We start from the raw sequence: 18,769 nt of genomic DNA on the forward strand, positions 1-18,769 counted from the left end.
ATAACGACCATACTTAATATTGCAAATGTTAGAAATCATTGGATCGATTTAAAAGGTCGAGATAACGTTTCTAGAAAGGATTTAAAATGGAAAGTAATCTTCATAAACATTTAAAACATCAGTCGTTATATTGGCTAAAAAAGAAAATGACAGATCTATGTGCAAATGAGGTCAAATTGTATATTCGTCGAAAACGAATCATTGCTGATTCAGTAGGAATTAATATGAAACGAAAAGAAGTAAGAATCATTGAAGTGAAAGCGACTCGACAAGATTTTCTTAGAGATGAGACACTTTTGAGTGATTACGGATACCACAATATTGCACATTACGCATATATACTAACTCCGGAAAACCTTCTTAGCATAAAGGAAGTTCCAATAGGATATGGATTACTTGAAATCGATGAATTTGATAAAATTACGGTTAAAAGAAATCCAAAACGTAATGACAAACCTATGCTTAAAGTAGATACATTAATTAAGCGCACGGGTAGGGCAGCCACGAATGCCTATTTATACAAGGAGTTATCATATGAGACGAAGGATGTTACCGCAGGGGCGTTTTCTAAAGCAGCGACTATTTTCTTAATTAGTGCTACATGTCCCACCTGTAAAAAAAGAAATAAGTATTTAATCGTTGAAGGCCAAGAAACGGTAACTTGCCTAGTGAAAAAGTGTCAAACAAACATTCCATTAGCAAAAGCTCGCATTCATAAAATTACAGGTTATAATCAACAATTTCTTGATCAACTTCAATTATTAAATGAACGTAAAAAGCAATTGTGACAACAGTATTTTAAAAAATAAGAAACCGACCAAATTCACCGTGTTGCAAATAAACTTTTTGGTCATACTCGGAAATGACATCCTCTACTTTCTGTACCATCTTGGTAAGTTCTTCAAGTATGACTTATTTTTCACTTTCACGTTCCATTCCTGGCATGATTTCCTTTTCGAGAAATTCGTTGTAAATTTCGTTGGACTTTTCAATTAATCCTTGATGATATAGAGGAGGCCACTGAAAAAGTGCTCGTTTACTTCGGACTTGAAAGGGAGCTTTGCCCTCGCTCCCAGGATGGGGGACACGCTTTCCGCAGGCGGGCGTTGAACGAACCGGCTGCGCCGGTGGATTTCAACCTGCCCCCTCCTGCAGGAGTCGGCCCTCCCATCCCGTCCGCTTTGTTGAGAGGTAGGATAGACATTCCCTACTCTTCAACGATAAAAAGAAAATAAGAGAAATAGTCTAAAAAGGCCTTTGAGAAATGAGACTCAAAGGCCTTTTATCTACTACGATATGTCATTTAACTATTTTCTCAATATGGCGCCTGAAAAATCGGCCCAGCCCCGAAGGAGAAACAGAGCATGTCTATTTAACCTTCCTTTATTGGAAACCGCACTTGGAAAGTCGTACCTTTTTCAGAACTAGATTGTAGTTCAATATCACCGTGATGATTTTGAATAATCCTTTTCACAATTGTCAATCCCAATCCTGTTCCATTTTCTTTAAAAGTTGAAAAAGGCTCAAAAATATAAGGCTGATTTTCTTTAGGAATTCCACAACCATAATCAACAATATAAATATAATACTTATCCTCAATAATTTCAGAATAAATATGAATCGTTCCTTGATTATTCATTGATTCACTACTGTTACGGATCAGATTATAAAATACTTGCTTCATTTGCTTAGCATCTAATTCTAGTGGCACTCTCTGTAAGTCAACGTCAATAGTAACATCCTCAGATTCAACCTTTTGTTTCATTAAAGGTATAATCTCATTAATGACATCATCTAAAAAACATGTTTTAAAATGAGGTGCACTTGGCTTTGCTAATAATAGCATCTCTTCAATAATAAAATTAATGCGTTCAAGTTCCTTCATAAGCAATGGCATACGATATTGTATTTGCTCTTCATTACTAAGAGACTGAGTCATGAGTAGCAAAAAACCATGGATCACTGCCAAAGGATTTCTAATTTCATGCGCGGCTCCAGCAGCCATCTCACCGATAACAGCTAATTTTTCGGATTGATGGATTCTCTGCTCTAGTTGTTCTGTCTCTGTAATATCATTAAAATGAAAAATTCTCCCAATCATTATTCCTTCAACGTCATGAAGGATTGATTGTGAAACTAGAAAAAAACGTTGATCCTTCCCATTTTCAAATGATACTTTTCTGTTTTCACAAACCTTCTCTGACTTTAATATATCCCAAAATTTCTTGTTTCTCGATGTATTTGGAATAGACGACACGTCTGCTAAGAACCTTGCCTCCTCCCCCAATAAACGATGAGCTGCTTTATTTAAAGAAATTTGGCTTGATTCATGATCAATTGTCATCATTCCTATCGGCAATGAATTGACAATTTGCTCACGATATTGTTTATCATTAATGATCGTTTCAAACGATTCTTTTAGCTTTAGAGACATTTGATTTATTGAGTTTGTTAATTCATCTAATTCTACTTGATTATTCGTATTTTTAAATGTCAAACCATATTGACCATATGCTATACGATTAACCTTTTTTATAAGTAATTCCATCGGTGATGTTAGACCATTACTAATTCGATATGATATGTAAATAGATGCGATAATGACAATTATTGTAACAACTGTTAGTAAAGCCAATGATGTTTCAATAATATGAGTAAATTCCATCGATTTATTCTGTATGTCTTGATAGTTTATGTCTTGATGCAGATCCACTTCATCTTGTATATATTGTAATTCTTTTAAATACGTTTCTTCCAAAAAACGTTCTGCTGACTCCATATCACCGAAATTCAGAAAACCTTGTAGCTCATTCCGTATAAGAAAATCAAGCAAGTCCATTTCTCTAGCTAGCGTACGCAAGGAATCCGGTACATCAGCGATATTAATTTCTAATTGATCGCTAGTCATAATCGCATTATATTGGTCGACAATGTCACAGCAGCTATCCGTCGACAACGCCTCGTAAATTAATTGCTCTTTGTTAAATAATTCACGTTCCCAATGACTTAATAAAATGACAGCAGGAACACCCTGGTCTCTTAATTCAATACTTACTTGATTGACATCCTTAATCGACTGAACAAGAAGCAACGACAATCCACTTAATACGAGTGTAATGATGAGGAGGGCAGATAGGATCTTCGTTCTAAATGTCATACTATTTAACAACTTATTCATTCCAACCTCTCCTCAATTTAAAAAGAAAGTTCCCCTCTTTTATAACGTTCCATTTCCTCATGGATGAACTCAAGCTCTTCTTCAGTAAACATCGCTCCAAAAGGGGACAACCCTGTTACTCCATCCTCATTTGACAAAATTACGCTACCAGTTGGTAAGCCTTCATCACTAAAGTAATCATTCATAATCGACACGTACACTTGTGGAATATCGTTCATGACATTTGTTAGGACATGATTAGGTGCTAAATAACTCTGATCCTCTAAATAGCCAATTACATAAAACCCTAAATTTTTTGCCATGTGGATAATATCAGGATTATAAGCATTTCCTCTCGAGTAAACGACGTCGACTCCTTCTTCCAATAAATCTTCCATGATTTCAACTGCCTTTTCTCCATCGTCACGACTATTAACTGCTTCATAATAAAAGTTTGCTTCTGGTAAATAATAGTCTAATGCGTTTATAAATTCAACATTACGCTTTGCAACTTCGAATGGATCAATTATAGCAATATTATTTGTTTTCGTTTTTAGAGATGCTGCCAATGCAGCAAAATATTCAAATTCGCCTTGGTGAAAGGAATATGCCGTTTGGTTTGATAAATGAGCCTCTCCATGAACCGTAACAAAATGAATATCCTCATACCATAATGCCATATTTTCAAACGGATCAGAAAATTCTCTTCCATGACCAATAATAAGATCAGCGCCCCAATCAGCAGCTTGTACAATTGTTTCCGTTATTATTCTATCATTCATAACATTTATATCCTCATACAAATTCACAGAAACAGGAAAATGTTCTTCAATCTTTAACTTACCTTTATAAGCTAAACTGCCCCAACTTTGATCACCTAGCACATCTGATGTAATAATTACTACTTTTGTGCGTTCTACATTTGTACTCGCTTGAGTATCCTGTAACACTCCATACACTCGTAGAAAAAGGACTAACAGTAGGATAGCAGCTAGAACAATAGAAATAAAAATGATGTATCTTACTTGTTTAGTCTGCATCATAACAGCCCCCCTCGTTCCTTCCTTACTTATCATACCGAATAAATAGACTGAATGCCATAATCAAATTACTTTTTTCTGGTCATTTCGACACTAACCTAAGTAAACTTATATGATTTAAAACACTTTCCAATAAAACCCTCGTGTGTTATAATGTGAGTAATTAAATATTTATATTTAACTAGGGGAGTCCAATGAGTTGGGCTGAGAGGGGAACGCTCTGAAGTTCCTTGACCCTTGGGACCTGATCTGGATCATGCCAGCGTAGGGAAGTTAGTTATGCGTACATATATTGTATTTGTGTATTTAGCTGGGTCCATTACTATTAATGAGCTCAGCTTTTTTGCTTTCTTTCGTTGTATGTTGCAATCAGTCTCTACTAATACACTATTTTTAAAAAGGAGAGATTCGATGAGTACCCGATTAAACGAGCAAGTAATGTCTATCAAATCCAATTTACCAGGAAGTAAGAAAGTGTACGTTCAAGGAAGTAGAGAGAACATCCAAGTGCCAATGCGTGAGATTTCCTTAACTCCTACGGTTAAGGAAGATCGTGAAGAGCATAATGAACCCCTTCGTGTATATGATTCAAGTGGACCTTATACAGATGACCATGTTACGATTGATATCGAAAAGGGATTACCACCTATACGAGAACAATGGATACTGGAAAGAAACAATGTGGAATATATCGAAGGAAGAAAGATAAAGCCTGAGGATAACGGATTAAAAGAAACGGATCAAATTATTAATGCTTTCCCTAAGAAGACTACTAGCGTATTAAGAGCAAAAAAAGGAGAAAATGTTACACAACTTCATTACGCAAAAAAAGGAATCACCACACCCGAAATGGAATTCATCGCCATAAGGGAAGGCTTATCTCCAGAATATGTTCGTGAAGAAGTAGCAAAAGGACGTGCCATTATCCCAGCAAATATTAATCACCCTGAAAGTGAGCCGATGATAATCGGTCGGAATTTCCATGTGAAAATTAATGCTAACATCGGGAATTCCGCTGTATCCTCTTCTATAGAAGAAGAAGTAGAAAAAATGACATGGGCTACTCGTTGGGGAGCAGATACGATTATGGATCTATCAACCGGGAAAAATATTCATACTACTCGTGAATGGATAATAAGAAATTCTCCTGTCCCTGTTGGAACAGTCCCTTTATACCAAGCGTTAGAAAAAGTAAAAGGGATTGCAGAAAATCTAACGTGGGAAGTGTATCGTGACACACTTATTGAACAAGCTGAACAGGGAGTGTCCTATTTCACCATTCATGCGGGGGTTCTCTTACGTTATGTACCTCTAACCGTAAATCGAGTAACTGGAATTGTTTCACGAGGTGGTTCTATTATGGCCCAATGGTGCCTCTATCATCACGAAGAAAACTTTCTTTATACACATTTTGAAGAAATTTGTGAAATTATGAAAGCATATGATATTGCTTTTTCACTAGGTGATGGCTTGCGCCCAGGTTCGATTGCGGATGCAAATGATGAAGCTCAATTTGCCGAGCTTGAGACATTAGGAGAATTAACAAAAATCGCCTGGGAACACGACGTACAAGTCATGGTTGAAGGGCCAGGGCATGTGCCAATGCATCTTATTAAAGAGAACATGGATAAACAATTAGAAACGTGTCAGGAAGCTCCATTCTATACATTAGGCCCATTAACAACAGATATAGCACCAGGTTATGATCATATCACTTCGGCAATTGGAGCCGCTATGATTGGTTGGTTTGGAACTGCTATGCTCTGTTATGTCACACCAAAGGAACACCTTGGATTACCTAATAAAAATGATGTAAGGGAAGGTGTTATCACATACAAAATTGCCGCACATGCAGCAGACCTTGCTAAAGGGCATCCAAATGCACAAAAAAGAGACGATGCGCTTTCAAAAGCACGCTTTGAGTTTAGGTGGCATGATCAATTTCACCTCTCTCTTGATCCAGAAAGAGCAATTGAATTTCATGATGAAACGTTACCAGCAGAAGGCGCTAAAACGGCTCATTTTTGTTCCATGTGCGGACCTAAGTTCTGTAGTATGAGAATTTCACATGACATTCGAAAATTTGCTGATGACAACAATTTAACGACAACAGAAGCTATTGAAAAAGGTATGAAGGAAAAAGCAAAAGAGTTTAAAGAAAAAGGTAACCAAATTTACCAATAATCATTAATGGAAGTCTACAAAGACACTTTAGCTTTGTAGACTTCCAATATAAAATGAGCTTATTTTTGATCTAATTTACGTCTTTGAAGTTCATTCTGTATAAGTAGAATAAATTGTGGACTAATTTCTTGTACTCTACTAGCTTTTTCGTACAAATCAAGTAGGTCTTCATTATCAATTTTCCAAAACGTATGCGTCATTTTTTTAGTCATTTGCCTCCTCCTACTTGAATTAAACATTTAGTTTACATAATACTATTATAGTAAGCTATAAACTAAAGTTCTAATTCCCTCTTTTGTCGATGGGTATAAAAAACTATCGATTTTTGATTAATTATGTATATATTACCACCTTAGACAAAGATATAGTAGAGACTTTTGTCTGATTATTTCTTTCGATTTAATTTATTCACTAACGTTTTCTTCCAAGCCATTGATAGCATCGGACACTTCAGTAGTTCATTCACTTTATTTTCATCAATTTCCTTACGGTAAGTGATTGTATTAACTTCTGAGACCGTAAAATTTGAGCCCTTTTTTTGTAATTGAAATGGGGATTTTTTTGAGACGATCCCTTCCTTGATGACACGGACATAATAGCCAGAATACCCTGTTTCTTGAATATGCAATGGTAATTGTTTTATGCCATGCTTTAAAGCTACTTTAAAACATGGACTCCTCGGTTGACTTACCTCAACTACAGCTTCCCCCCACAAAAATTGATCTCCTATATAGACGAGCTCTTCTGTCAATCCTTGTATTGAAACATTCTCACCGAACGCACCATAATGAAATGATTGGTCATATCTATTCTCCCAGTACGGCAAATGATCCACGGGGTATATACAAACAGCTTTATCTTCACCTCCATGATTAATGAGATCTGCTTGCTCGTCTCCTACTAGGTTGTGCTTAAATAAAAACACCTCCTGATTCTCAATTGATTCTTTCATGATTCCAGAATTTATTGCTTTTTTACTTTTGTCCGAAATGACTTTGACTGTTCCGATATTGACAGATTTAATCTTATACATAACAAACGATCCCACCCTTCTATTATCAGTAGTTTATCATAAAAAGATGGATCACTTTACCATGATTTAAAGTAAAATGATCCATCTTATCGTTAACGCTTTACTATATGGAAACGATCCGCTAGCAATAACCAATTTTGCGGAAATGATAAACCTAACTTCCAATAACTAATTCCTCTAAGCTGTAATCGTTTAATTAAATCAAATTTCGACTGAATGGATCTAGCATCTTCGAACCAAACTTCATGCTCATTTCCCACTTCATCTGTATAAAAATAAAAAGGAGCCTGTGCATCTTCATCATATTGTATCTCTACTTGGTATCGCTGTGCTCTTTGAATGGCCTCTTGTGGACTAATTGCTTCTGCATAGTCTCCACCAGGTACGAAAGGAAGTGTCCAATCATAACCATATAAATTTTGTCCTAGCATAATCTTATCAGATGACATTTCAGTTAATGCATATTGTACAACCTCTTCGACTGGACCGATCGGCGAGACCGCCATTGGAGGTCCTCCCGAATAGCCCCATTCATAGGTCATTAAAACGACAAAATCGACAATTTCTCCATGAGCCCGATAATCATGGGCTTCATACCATTGACCAGGTTGATCTGCTCTCGTTTTTGGTGCTAATGCAGTCGAAATTAATAAGTCATTTGCGCGAACTCTTTCAGCTGCTTTTCTTAGAAATTGATTGTACGCCTCCCGTTGATCTCCAGGTAAAAACTCAAAATCAAAATGAATATCTTTATAGCCTACACGTAATGCTTCTTCTATAATTGTATCTAATAAACGATCTTGCACTTCTTCACTTTGTAGAATATCTGCGGCTAAATCCCCACTAAATTGACCATCTTCGAGATTCGTAATAACCATCATTAGTGATGCGCCTGTCTCTTCAGCTATTTCTGGAATGCCAGCTAGAGGTTGTGGATCTAAAGAACCATCCCTACGTGCTTCGTAACTAAACGGAGCTAAATACGTTAAAAAACGTCCAACATTTCTAGCACTTGTCAATAGCTCCTCACTAACGGTTTCCCCAATTGGCTCAATATAAGCATTCGATTCAATTTCCCGTTTCGTTAATTCTGGGATATATAGCCTCATCCCAACTTGTAGTGGTTGTTGTAAGGATAGCTCATTGACATCTGCTAAGAACATATAATCAAGTCCGAATTGATTACTAATTGACCACAAGCTATCTCCAGGCTGAACCCAATAAAACTGACCGACGATCGGAATCACAATCGCTTGACCAAGAACAAGTTGGTTAGGGTCTGGAATTTGATTTGCTTCTACAATATCCATTACAGACGATTCATAAGCTTGTGCGATATTCCAAAGGGAATCACCTTGTTCAATCACATAAATTTGCATAGTACCTCCTTACTTACAGCTGTATTTTTACTATATATATGAACAGATAATTTGTCTCATGTATTTTAGAAAATCGGTTATATTATAAACAGGTCAGAAAATGGGAGGATTATCATGTCAATTTTTAACAAAAGACCTACATTACCGTATTGTCAAACGGAGTATGCCCCCTTACATACGGTCGTTCTATGTGAACCTAAATTTATGACTATTCGCGATGTCATTAATGAAACTCAAAAGAAATTTATAGATGAAGGAATTCATATTGAACTCGCCTTAAGACAGCATAAAGAGTTTGTGAAACAACTAAAGAAGCAGCATATTGAAGTCGTATTACTTCCACCAGTACACCTCTTTCCTGAACAAGTATTTACAAGAGATATTGGATTTACAGTAGGGCATATCGTGTTCGTAGCAGAAATGGCACACAACATTCGACAAGGTGAAGAGGATTTACTTAAATCATGGTTACATGACCAAAAGATTTCTTATTATAATTTACTTGGTGACATGATTGAAGGTGGAGATGTCCTTATTGATGGTAAGACTATTTATGTGGGGATAAGTAATCGTACAAATCAAAATGCGATCCATCACCTTCAAAAAATAATGCAGAACTACGAAATCATTACGGTTCCCTTTACAGAAAAGTATTTACATTTAGATTGTGTCTTCAATATCATTTCACCTACTGAGGCTCTTTGTTATCCAGACGCCTTTTCAAAAAAGGAATATGATTTTCTTTCTCAGCGTTATGACTTAATTGAAGTATCAGAACAAGAGCAATTCACATTAGGTACAAATGTATTATCGATTGGACGAAAAACCTTGTTTAGCTTACCTGTTAATCAACAAGTGAACCAAAAGCTTAGAGACCGTGGTTATACGGTCATAGAAGTTGATATTACAGAAATCATAAAATCTGGTGGTTCTTTCAGATGCTGTACGTTACCTATTCGTCGTGAAAAAGGGACTATGGATGAATGAAAACTGGGAATGAATCCGCCATTGCACCCTCATCTTCAACGCTTCTACTATCGGGGGTGCTTTTTGTTTAACCTATTAGTTTAAGACCTTTTATCTATAGCAGACCGGTTTTCATGTCTTAGTTACACAATCATTTTTAACTTCTATACATAAACCTTTAATGTCCTTCAAACACTATAACTGTGAAACAGAGGAGGACAAAAGATGGCAACTAAAAGCGAAAAACCATTAGCCTGGTGGCAATTATCTTTACTTGGAGTCGCTTGTACAATTGGTACAGGTTTTTTCCTTGGGTCAAGTATCGCCATTAATATGGCAGGGCCTTCTGTTTTAATTGCCTATATAATCGCAGCGATTGGTACATACTGTGTATACGAAGCACTTTCTAAATTAATGATTAACAATCCACAAAAAGGAGCTTTTCGCTCATATGCCAAACATGCATATGGCCGTTGGGCAGGATTTAGTAGTGGATGGGTTTATTGGTCATCTGAAATGCTGATTATAGGTAGTCAATTAACGGCTATATCTATTTTTACTCAATTTTGGTTTCCGAACGTACCTTTATGGGTTTTGGCAAGTATTTATGCAGCGCTTGCATTATTCGTTATTCTAATTGGGCCAAAGGGATTCGATCGTGTAGAGAACCTACTTGCTATATTAAAAGCTGCAGCGATTGTCATGTTTATTGTATTAGCCATTTTAGCCCTTTTTGGATTATTTGGTCGTAATGACGAAACCGTTACGATTCCTCGTACAATAGCTAATTTATTTCCAAATGGAATGAATGGCTTACTTCCGGCTCTGATTTTTGGCTTCTATGGATTTGGAGGCATTGAGATCATGAGCTTACTTGCCATTCGTTTAAAGGATATGAATGACGCACCTAAATCAGGAAAAGTCATGTTAGTTTTATTGATCATTATTTATTTATTGTCTTTAAGCTTTGCTATGATTATGGTGAAATGGAATGAAATAAAAATGGATGAAAGTCCTTTTGTCACAGCGTTAAATCAATATAACATTGTGTATGTACAGGATATTTTTAATGGCGTGTTTATTATAGCAGGTTTTTCAACAATGGTTGCTTCACTTTTTGCCGTCATCCGAATTCTTGTGACGTTGGCAGAAGACCATGATGCGCCTAAGCTTTTTGCCAAAAAAATCAAAAATAAAGTAGAGCTCCCAGCTATCTTACTAACGATGAGTGGCATCATTGTTTCCATTATCTTGTCTATTTTCATGCCAGATAATATTTATGAATTTGTCACGACTGCTGCCGGCTTGATGCTGCTGTACAACTGGTTATTTATCCTTGCTTCCTTCGGCCGTATTCTTCCATTGCAAGGCTCCGACCAAATAAAACGAATATTAGGTTTTCTATTAATTATAGCAGCAGTAATCGGTACATTATTTCATCATACGAGCAGGCCTGGCTTCTACATTAGTTTATTATTTCTTTCAGTCATTGCTATCATCACCTTTATCATGAGTCAAAAATGGAAAAATAAAAATTCTGATGATGACACATCTTTGTTTAAAAAACTATAATATCAAGAGCTTGATAACCGAAATAAACACCAAAACCAATTAAACTAAATCCAGAAATAATAGCTATCACAAAAAGAAAACGATTCGTTAAAAGGTGGCGCATCGAACTTGCTAAAGCAGCCATTGTTAGATCCCAAATAGTAATACCTAAAAAGATCGCTGCGCAATACAGAATAACATGATACGTATCATTCATTGTTATGGTTTTGGCTATTATTGATCCAAATATACCAAGCCAAAACAAAATCGATAGTGGATTAAATAGTGACATAAAAAAGCCCGTAGAAAATGATTTTAGTTTGGATTCACGATATAGTGTTCTCGTCTCTGTTTTCATACGACCAGCACTATTAATGCTTTCCATACCTAGATAGATTAATAGAAAGAATCCAAATACCCATAAGAACAATTGGACATACGGTATTTCAATAAATTGTACGACACCAAAATAGACGAAACACATATAAATAGCATCCGCTACTGTTGCACCTAAGCCGACAAGCCATGAATTCAAAAAACCATTTTTTATACCCCGATCTATTTGAGCTGCATTTACAGGTCCTATTGGAGCTGCAAGCGATAACCCTAAAATGATATAACTAAAAAAGACACTCACCTTCTAAACGCCTCCTTACGAATGAATGATTCGGACAGCCTTCACTGCCTGTACATTCTATTCATGAAAGAAGCGTATTAACACAAAAATTCACCTTTTCCTTTATTTACCTCGATCAGTACATGCAATAACACTATTCATCTAATTCAATAGTTACTTGCTTTCCTCCTAATGAAAGATAGGAATACACCTCTATCTCTGCTTTTATCTTTTTCAACCCTTGTAAATAAGGCTTCACTAAATCCTTAAAATCCTCACTAACCCCCTCTTCCTCCAAATGACCGTAAACATACATTTTGTTACTTGTTTCATCTAACAGAAAAGCTAAATATCCAACAGGCTTGTTTCGATCCGTAACAATATTTAACACATGCGATTGCTCATTGAAATATTCAGGTGAAAAATAAATTTGCACACTAACCCCTCTCTTCTACATTTAGATATAACGAATAGCTTCTTATTTAAGGTGCTACAATCTCCTCAGAATCATGCATATAAATTCACACCATACGTAATAGACAGCTACCACGATAGATAAGTGGTAGCTGCCTATTTGTTTAATGTAACGATAATCGATCAATCATAAACTTAATTTCAGCCCCTAATCTTTCATTTTCTTCTGCATAACCATCGAACTGACTCGTACGTATGAACAAATATCGCTCATTGTGCTCAATTATAGCGACAGACGTATGAATGTCCTTCGATACTGACGTAAACTCGCTCACAATCGCAGCCTGATCACCTAGAGAGGTGTGATTTGAAAAATAGGAACCCTCTTCGAATTGTAAAAACCCTTCTTGCCTTAAAATGTTTTGGTAGTCGTCAATTAAGTGCTCCACTTCATGCAGTTGATGAAAATAACTTAGTTCAAATACGACTGGCTCTTCATTATCACCGATGAAATCCGTATAAACTTGATGTCTCGTCATATCTAGGGAGCTTCGTTGATTATAATGAAAGTTAACATCATAGGAAGTCGAAAAATAAGCATCGTTCATTGGGAAAGCTCTCTTCTCCTCTATCCCTTCTAGATGAAATGTTGTTACTTCTACTTCATTCTCCATTCGTGCTTCATTATTATTTTCTGAATAGCTTTCTGCCTCATCATAACCCTCTTCGGCCATTGACATATGAATTTCACCATCGGAACCACTCATTGCCGTATCTGATTCACTAGAAAACGTTTCAGCCATTTCCGTAGTAGCTAGTTCTTCATCTCCTGCAAATTGGTTCATCCCTAAAATATAGCCAATTCCTATCATTAACACAACTAACGATGCTACTTGAATTTGCTTAGGAACATAAAAGCGACGTGACTTTCTTTCTTCCTTTTTTATATGATCCATGATTGATCTTGTGTTTGAATGTGTCGGAATTTCATCATATTGTTCCTTTAGCTGATGTAGTTTCTTTTCTAATTGGTCTGTCATAGTTGTTCACCTACCTTCTCATATTCCGCCTTTAGCTTTTGCTTTGCTCTTAACATTCTCGTCTTAACCGCCCCTTCAGTCACTCCTAAAACAGAGGCAATTTCTTGATAATTTTGACCGTGAAAGTAATGCAAAATAATCGGTACCCTATATTTCTCATCTAATTGCTGAATCATGCCGTGTAACTCTTTCGATTCCTCATCAAAATAATCTTCAATAAACATTTGCTCTTTTGCAAAACGTTGAAACTCAATCGTTTTTCGTTTCATTTGCTGTTCCTTACGATAAAAATCTCGAACAACATTCATCGTCACTGTATAAAGCCATGTCGTAAATTTCCCACGATTATGCTTATGGAGAAAACGATATACTTTTAAAAACACTTCTTGCGTCACATCATCAATATGAGTCGGCGACACACCAATTTGAAAGGCAAATTTTTCAACTGTTTTAACATGCATTTCAACTAATTGACTAAATGCATCGTCATCCCCTCTTTTTGCCCGTAACAACAACTGCTCCTCCATCGTCGTTCCCTCCGTCTACTCAATTAGCAACTCTACATATATAACGAAGCTTTAACACAAAAAGTCACACTTACAGCTAAAATTTATTTAATAATATGATAGTTCAGTAACTAGATAAATAGAATAGTTAAACGACATATACTCTTTTATATCAGATTAAAAGTGGGTGTTTTAAAAAGACCGAAACCTTTTAAAACACCCACAAATTTTTTAGCGATTTTGTAAATACGTCTCAATAACTGCTTTAACTCTCTCTAAATCATTTTTATGAGCTTCAATGATATAATGATCGCCTTTCAAATGAGCTTCAACATCTGAGATGCCTTGACTTTCGATAAATTTCAACACATCCTCAATTGTATCATTTTCTGTCAATAACTCCTTTTTTCCAATATAATCCTCTTCTACATACACATCATACGTATCATGATTATTTTTTAATGACTGAGGATTTGCATTAAACAGACCGACAATTGGGAAAAAAATCGTTCCTCTCGAATCACTTGAATAGTTCATGTTCTCACCCTTTCTTCGTCTTATTATGTGTGAATATTTACCGTTTTATAAGCTTTTCTCATTGGATATTTTTACTTGTAAAAGGATGGAATATTGTTAACCAATTGAAACATACTGACATGGAAGGAGGGAATAAAATGAACACGATTTCAGAATGCATGTCAACGAACATTGTGACAATCAATCCCGATCAAACGATTCAAGAAGCAGCTGATTTAATGAAACAGTATGACATCGGATCGATCCCTGTTGTTGAAGCAGATCAGCTAATTGGTATTGTGACAGATCGTGATATTACTCTTCGTTCTACTGCAAGTGGAGCTGATGCACACGTTCCAGTGAAGGATTGTATGACTACAAATATCACTGTAGCTTCACCTAATACCGACATCCACGAGGCAGCTAATTTAATGAGTGAGCATCAAATTCGCAGATTACCTATTGTTGAAAATAATCAACTAGTCGGAATGGTCTCAATCGGTGATTTAGCACTTGATCATCAGTTAGTCAATGAAGCTGGACAAACCCTTTCGAGCATTTCAGAGCACGAGCATCGATCATAATTCCAAAGCAATGTCACTCTGGAGAACTCAAAAAGAGTAATAGCTCCACTCGTTGCGCGCCTTGCTATGAGAAACTGACTCATTGCAAGGCTTTCAAAATCGGGCAACGGCTACGTTTATTACTTAAAGTCCACTGAAAAAGTGCGATTTTCACTTTTTCAGTGGCTTCCATCAAACATGTGTGAAGACCAACCTAATGCAAAGAAAAGGTTGGTCTTCATCATGCTACTTAAGTATGTTATTGTTTGTTTTTACGATTCTTTTTTTCCTTACGATTTAATTCTTGTGCTTCTGTTTCCTGAGCCATCTCAACATTATTAGGTTGTTCCTGTTGTTGAGCTGGATTATTTTTATTTTTGTTACGCTTAGCCAATCTAATCACCCCCCTTTTGCCTTTTATTATGAGCAATAAATAGAAAAACATTCCTATTTATTCACATTTAACCGATTTTTTAATGGCTGACGATTGTAACAGATTAAAGTCGTATTAGAGGCTGGAGAAGATCATCAGCTATGTGTGAAACACATAGAAATAATCTACCATTCATGTGAAAATATAAGTTTCTTAAAAAGCAAGATTTTCTATCATAATCACGTTATAATAAAGGGAAAGGAGGCATTTAAATGGGAATTCCAAAGCCACTCGTTCAGACGAATCAAATATTTATTTTATTAACTGTAACGTTATCATTAATAACAAGCATTTGGTTATTACTCGTACCATTAACCATTGGTCTATATACACTCTACTCTAGGCAAAACCCTATAATAAAAAACAGTTATCGCTTTCTTAAGCATCCTCATGAAAAGTATGTACAAGAGGATCCTGATCAGCAATATTTTAACCAATGGATTGCGACAATATGTATAGCTCTATCTCTTATCAGTTTCTTAAGTAACCAACTTATATTCGGTTATCTATTCTCAATTATGGTTATTATTGCTTCTGCATTAGCCCTTGGAGGGTTTTGTATTGGCTGTGTAATCCGTTATCGTTTCTTAATGTGGAAACATAAACGAAAATAAACATCAATCCTAGGGAGAAGGACACACATGCAAGCACAAGTCTTAGATCAAACTAAAACAAGTTCAAAGAACGAATCAAAAACGTTATATCATATCTTATTTATCATTGGGTTTGTTCATTTGCTTAATGATGCCATTCAAGCACTAGTACCAGCAATGTTCCCTATTCTTCAACAATCAATGGGTCTAACATTTACACAACTAGGAATGATCGCATTTGCTCTTAATTTAACGGCTTCTGTTATTCAACCAGTTGTTGGAACCTACACAGATCGTAAAGCATCCCCCTATGCTCTACCAATCGGGTTAACATTTACATTATGCGGTGTATTCGGTCTTGCGTTTGCTCCATCATTTTCTATTGTCATCGTTTCTGTCATATTTATAGGTATTGGTTCTGCAACTTTCCATCCTGAAGGTTCACGTGTCGCATACATGGCCGCAGGAGGAAGACGCGGACTAGCGCAGTCCATTTACCAAGTAGGTGGAAATAGCGGTCAAGCATTAGCACCGTTAATCACAGCATTAGTGTTAGTCCCACTAGGGCAATTTGGCTCTATTTGGTTTACACTTGTTGCAGCGATAGCCATTGCATTACTCATTTATATCGCCAAATGGTATTCTGCTGAAATAACGAAAAGAGTGAAAAGCTTTAGTCAAAATAAAAAGTTGCCACAAAAGAATATCCCAATTACTACGAGAAAGATCGTATCACTAGCGATGATCCTTCTCATTTTTCTCGTATTCGCTCGCTCTCTTTTTCATGCTGGTCTTACTAATTTCTACGCATTTTTTGCTATTGAAACGTACGGTATATCGATTCAACAAGCGCAAATCTATTTATTTTTATTTTTGGCTTTCGGAGCAATCGGGACATTTGCCGGTGGTCCACTAGCAGATCGTTTTGGTAAGAAAACAATTTTGATGATATCTATGCTAGGCTCAGCACCGTTAAGTTTACTATTGCCACATGTTACGCCAATAGTTGCTTTTCCTTTAATCTCTATTATAGGCTTTATTATTTTATCTAGCTTTTCGGTCGCGGTCGTCTATGCACAAGAACTCGTTCCTGGTCGAATCGGACTCGTCTCCGGTCTCATTGTCGGATTAGCATTTGGAATGGGCGCTATTGGCTCAGTTATGCTCGGGATTCTTGCAGATGTCATTGGTTTAAACAATACCATTTTCATAACAGTTGCTATACCCATTGTCGGTTTCTGCTCCTTCTTTTTGCCTAATGATCAATGGATTAATGAACATATTCAATCGTAGCAACCACAAGAGCACGAGGAGGCTCACTTGCTTCCCGCGGAAGGCGAAGTATATTTCGGAGTGGTAATTTACATATTCAGTTTCTCCTTTATTAAAACAACTTTGAACCAGCCTAGGATAGAAAATATCTACGACTAAAGATAGTGGAGTTAGACTACGTGCTTGGAAAAAAATACTTTCGTGCATTTCACACGAAAGTAGTCTTCCTTGCCTTATCCAAATATATTTTGTAAAAATAAGCGAACTACATCAGCCCCACCTATAATCGTTCCTAACGTACTACCTAAATTCGTTAATACGACCATTAACAGAATGCGTGTCACATTATTACGCCAAAATCCTTTTACAGTAAAAACATCGTCCGTCAAGGATTCAAAATCAGATACTTTAGGCTTTCGTTTAATCGCTTCGACTAACCCAGAAAACCAACCTGCTGCTAGCAATGGATACAGAGAACTAATTGGTGCAACTAGAAAAGCCGTTAAAATGGATAAAGGATGACCAAACGCTATAGCCGCACCTATTGCAGCAAATGTTCCATTCCACAGGATCCAGCTCCATGTTAAGTTCATTCCTATTTCAGGATTAGAGAAAAAGGCATACCCAATCATACTTAAAATCAAAATTGGAATCATCCATGCGATAACTTTAGGCGCTATCGATTTAGGAGGTCGTTTCATTAACGTTTTAATGTCATGATCATGTCGTATTTCTTCTTTTATACCAGGAACATGAGCTGCACCTAATACAGCCACAACCTTTTCACCCGGAGCTTGTTTTATCTTTTGAGCTAAGTACTGATCACGCTCATCTATTAATGGAACTTTCAGGCGTGGAAACGTTTCGGTAAATTCCGTTAACATTGAATTTAACATGTCTTTCGATTTCATCTTTTCAAGCTCTTGTTCGGAGATCTCATCTTTACTAAAAATACTGTACACTAATTGAGTTAACAGCTTAGCTCTCCCCCAAAAACCGACCCCATGCCAAATACGAGCGAACGTAATTTGTATATTACGATCGGCTAAGACAAGCTTGGCATCAACTTCCTTTGCAGATTCTATACCTTGAATCATTTCCTGACCTGGCTTAATCCCAAATTGTTTAGCCATTCTTCTCTGAAAGGATGAAACAATTAAATTCATAAGGAGAAGTGTTGATTTTTTCTCTTTGATCACTTTAAATACATCCATATCCTTCCATGAATTACCTTTCATAACTGAGTGGTAGCGCTGTTCATCAAGCTCCACACAAACGGAATCTGGTCGCTCAAGCTCTATTACCTCTTTCACTTGTTCTACGCTTTTCTTGGATATATGTGCAGTCCCTACAAGTATAATCTCTTTTCCATTGACGGTTAACCTCGTAATATATTCCTCTGACATGTACGATATGTCCTCCTCATTCTAACAAATACGATACAAAACGATTATGTACAATTTTCTCCTTCATTATATCATAGAACAATTCTGTTTATGAGTAGAA

19 protein-coding genes and 1 riboswitch are annotated in these 18,769 nt (G+C 36.4%); of the genes, 7 read left to right on the top strand and 12 right to left on the bottom strand.

The features are described from left to right. The first annotated feature begins 86 nt into the window (after nt 1-86). The gene (locus tag MW695_RS17285) at nt 87-788 is read left to right on the top strand and encodes a hypothetical protein (protein ID WP_247106703.1); all 702 of its coding nucleotides are present in this window, start codon (nt 87-89) and stop codon (nt 786-788) included. A 584-nt stretch (nt 789-1,372) separates the two neighbouring features. Here MW695_RS17285 and MW695_RS17290 read toward each other — a convergent pair. Together MW695_RS17290 and MW695_RS17295 are read right to left on the bottom strand one after the other, a co-directional pair. Continuing rightward, nucleotides 1,373-3,178, bottom strand: a complete 1,806-nt coding sequence (locus MW695_RS17290) for a sensor histidine kinase (protein WP_247106704.1) — start codon at nt 3,176-3,178, stop codon at nt 1,373-1,375. Between the two features lie 17 nt (nt 3,179-3,195). Then, nucleotides 3,196-4,197, bottom strand: a complete 1,002-nt coding sequence (locus tag MW695_RS17295; protein WP_247106705.1) for a BMP family ABC transporter substrate-binding protein — start codon at nt 4,195-4,197, stop codon at nt 3,196-3,198. A gap of 173 nt (nt 4,198-4,370) precedes the next feature. Then, nucleotides 4,371-4,485, top strand: a riboswitch (TPP riboswitch). Between the two features lie 123 nt (nt 4,486-4,608). Here MW695_RS17295 and thiC point away from each other — a divergent pair. Then, a complete protein-coding gene (thiC, locus tag MW695_RS17300; protein WP_247106706.1) occupies nt 4,609-6,381 on the top strand; it encodes a phosphomethylpyrimidine synthase ThiC in 1,773 nt (590 codons plus the stop codon). A gap of 59 nt (nt 6,382-6,440) precedes the next feature. On the opposite strand, the gene sda is transcribed toward thiC, so the two are convergent. From sda to MW695_RS17315, 3 genes are all read right to left on the bottom strand, one after another. After that, the gene (gene sda / locus MW695_RS17305) at nt 6,441-6,593 is read right to left on the bottom strand and encodes a sporulation histidine kinase inhibitor Sda (protein WP_247106707.1); all 153 of its coding nucleotides are present in this window, start codon (nt 6,591-6,593) and stop codon (nt 6,441-6,443) included. A 173-nt stretch (nt 6,594-6,766) separates the two neighbouring features. Continuing rightward, a complete protein-coding gene (locus MW695_RS17310) occupies nt 6,767-7,414 on the bottom strand; it encodes an MOSC domain-containing protein (protein ID WP_247106708.1) in 648 nt (215 codons plus the stop codon). A gap of 92 nt (nt 7,415-7,506) precedes the next feature. Next, the gene (locus MW695_RS17315; RefSeq protein WP_247106709.1) at nt 7,507-8,793 is read right to left on the bottom strand and encodes a glycoside hydrolase family 18 protein; all 1,287 of its coding nucleotides are present in this window, start codon (nt 8,791-8,793) and stop codon (nt 7,507-7,509) included. A gap of 114 nt (nt 8,794-8,907) precedes the next feature. On the opposite strand from MW695_RS17315, the gene MW695_RS17320 reads away from it, so the two are divergent. Beyond that, the gene (locus MW695_RS17320; RefSeq protein WP_247106710.1) at nt 8,908-9,780 is read left to right on the top strand and encodes a dimethylarginine dimethylaminohydrolase family protein; all 873 of its coding nucleotides are present in this window, start codon (nt 8,908-8,910) and stop codon (nt 9,778-9,780) included. Between the two features lie 204 nt (nt 9,781-9,984). Continuing rightward, on the top strand, nt 9,985-11,331 hold the full coding sequence (locus MW695_RS17325) for an amino acid permease (RefSeq protein ID WP_247106711.1): 1,347 nt from the start codon (nt 9,985-9,987) through the stop codon (nt 11,329-11,331). On the opposite strand, the gene MW695_RS17330 is transcribed toward MW695_RS17325, so the two are convergent. The 5 genes from MW695_RS17330 to MW695_RS17350 form a co-directional block, all read right to left on the bottom strand. Continuing rightward, a complete protein-coding gene (locus MW695_RS17330) occupies nt 11,318-11,947 on the bottom strand; it encodes a LysE family transporter (protein ID WP_247106712.1) in 630 nt (209 codons plus the stop codon). The two genes, MW695_RS17325 and MW695_RS17330, sit on opposite strands and share 14 nt — an antisense overlap. Nucleotides 11,948-12,080: 133 nt before the next feature. Then, nucleotides 12,081-12,362 (bottom strand): hypothetical protein, encoded by a 282-nt coding sequence (locus tag MW695_RS17335; RefSeq protein ID WP_247106713.1) that lies wholly within the window; start codon nt 12,360-12,362, stop codon nt 12,081-12,083. A 142-nt stretch (nt 12,363-12,504) separates the two neighbouring features. Beyond that, nucleotides 12,505-13,380, bottom strand: a complete 876-nt coding sequence (locus MW695_RS17340) for a hypothetical protein (protein ID WP_247106714.1) — start codon at nt 13,378-13,380, stop codon at nt 12,505-12,507. Beyond that, on the bottom strand, nt 13,377-13,907 hold the full coding sequence (locus MW695_RS17345) for an RNA polymerase sigma factor (protein WP_247106715.1): 531 nt from the start codon (nt 13,905-13,907) through the stop codon (nt 13,377-13,379). Before MW695_RS17345 ends, MW695_RS17340 begins: the two co-directional genes overlap by 4 nt. 210 nt (nt 13,908-14,117) lie before the next feature. After that, the gene (locus tag MW695_RS17350; RefSeq protein ID WP_247106716.1) at nt 14,118-14,423 is read right to left on the bottom strand and encodes a hypothetical protein; all 306 of its coding nucleotides are present in this window, start codon (nt 14,421-14,423) and stop codon (nt 14,118-14,120) included. 137 nt (nt 14,424-14,560) lie between these two features. On the opposite strand from MW695_RS17350, the gene MW695_RS17355 reads away from it, so the two are divergent. Beyond that, nucleotides 14,561-14,986 carry a CBS domain-containing protein gene (locus MW695_RS17355; protein ID WP_247106717.1) on the top strand — a complete coding sequence of 142 codons (426 nt, stop codon included), beginning with the start codon at nt 14,561-14,563 and terminating at the stop codon, nt 14,984-14,986. Between the two features lie 238 nt (nt 14,987-15,224). Here the strand turns inward: MW695_RS17355 and MW695_RS22735 are convergent, their stop codons facing one another. Continuing rightward, nucleotides 15,225-15,359: a hypothetical protein gene (locus tag MW695_RS22735; RefSeq protein ID WP_260505923.1), complete on the bottom strand. Its 135-nt coding sequence runs from the start codon at nt 15,357-15,359 to the stop codon at nt 15,225-15,227. A 251-nt stretch (nt 15,360-15,610) separates the two neighbouring features. Here MW695_RS22735 and MW695_RS17360 point away from each other — a divergent pair, with 251 nt between their 5' ends. Beyond that, a complete protein-coding gene (locus MW695_RS17360) occupies nt 15,611-16,012 on the top strand; it encodes a DUF4395 domain-containing protein (protein WP_247106718.1) in 402 nt (133 codons plus the stop codon). 27 nt (nt 16,013-16,039) lie between these two features. Continuing rightward, entirely contained in the window at nt 16,040-17,284 is a 1,245-nt protein-coding gene (locus MW695_RS17365; RefSeq protein ID WP_247106719.1) for an MFS transporter, read from the top strand. 212 nt (nt 17,285-17,496) lie between these two features. On the opposite strand, the gene MW695_RS17370 is transcribed toward MW695_RS17365, so the two are convergent. Further along, on the bottom strand, nt 17,497-18,669 hold the full coding sequence (locus MW695_RS17370; protein ID WP_247106720.1) for a TraB/GumN family protein: 1,173 nt from the start codon (nt 18,667-18,669) through the stop codon (nt 17,497-17,499). Between the last annotated feature and the right edge of the window lie 100 nt (nt 18,670-18,769).

It is taken from the genome of Halalkalibacter sp. APA_J-10(15) (assembly GCF_023017105.1).
In the GTDB taxonomy this organism is placed as follows: Bacteria; Bacillota; Bacilli; order Bacillales; family Bacillaceae_D; genus Halalkalibacter.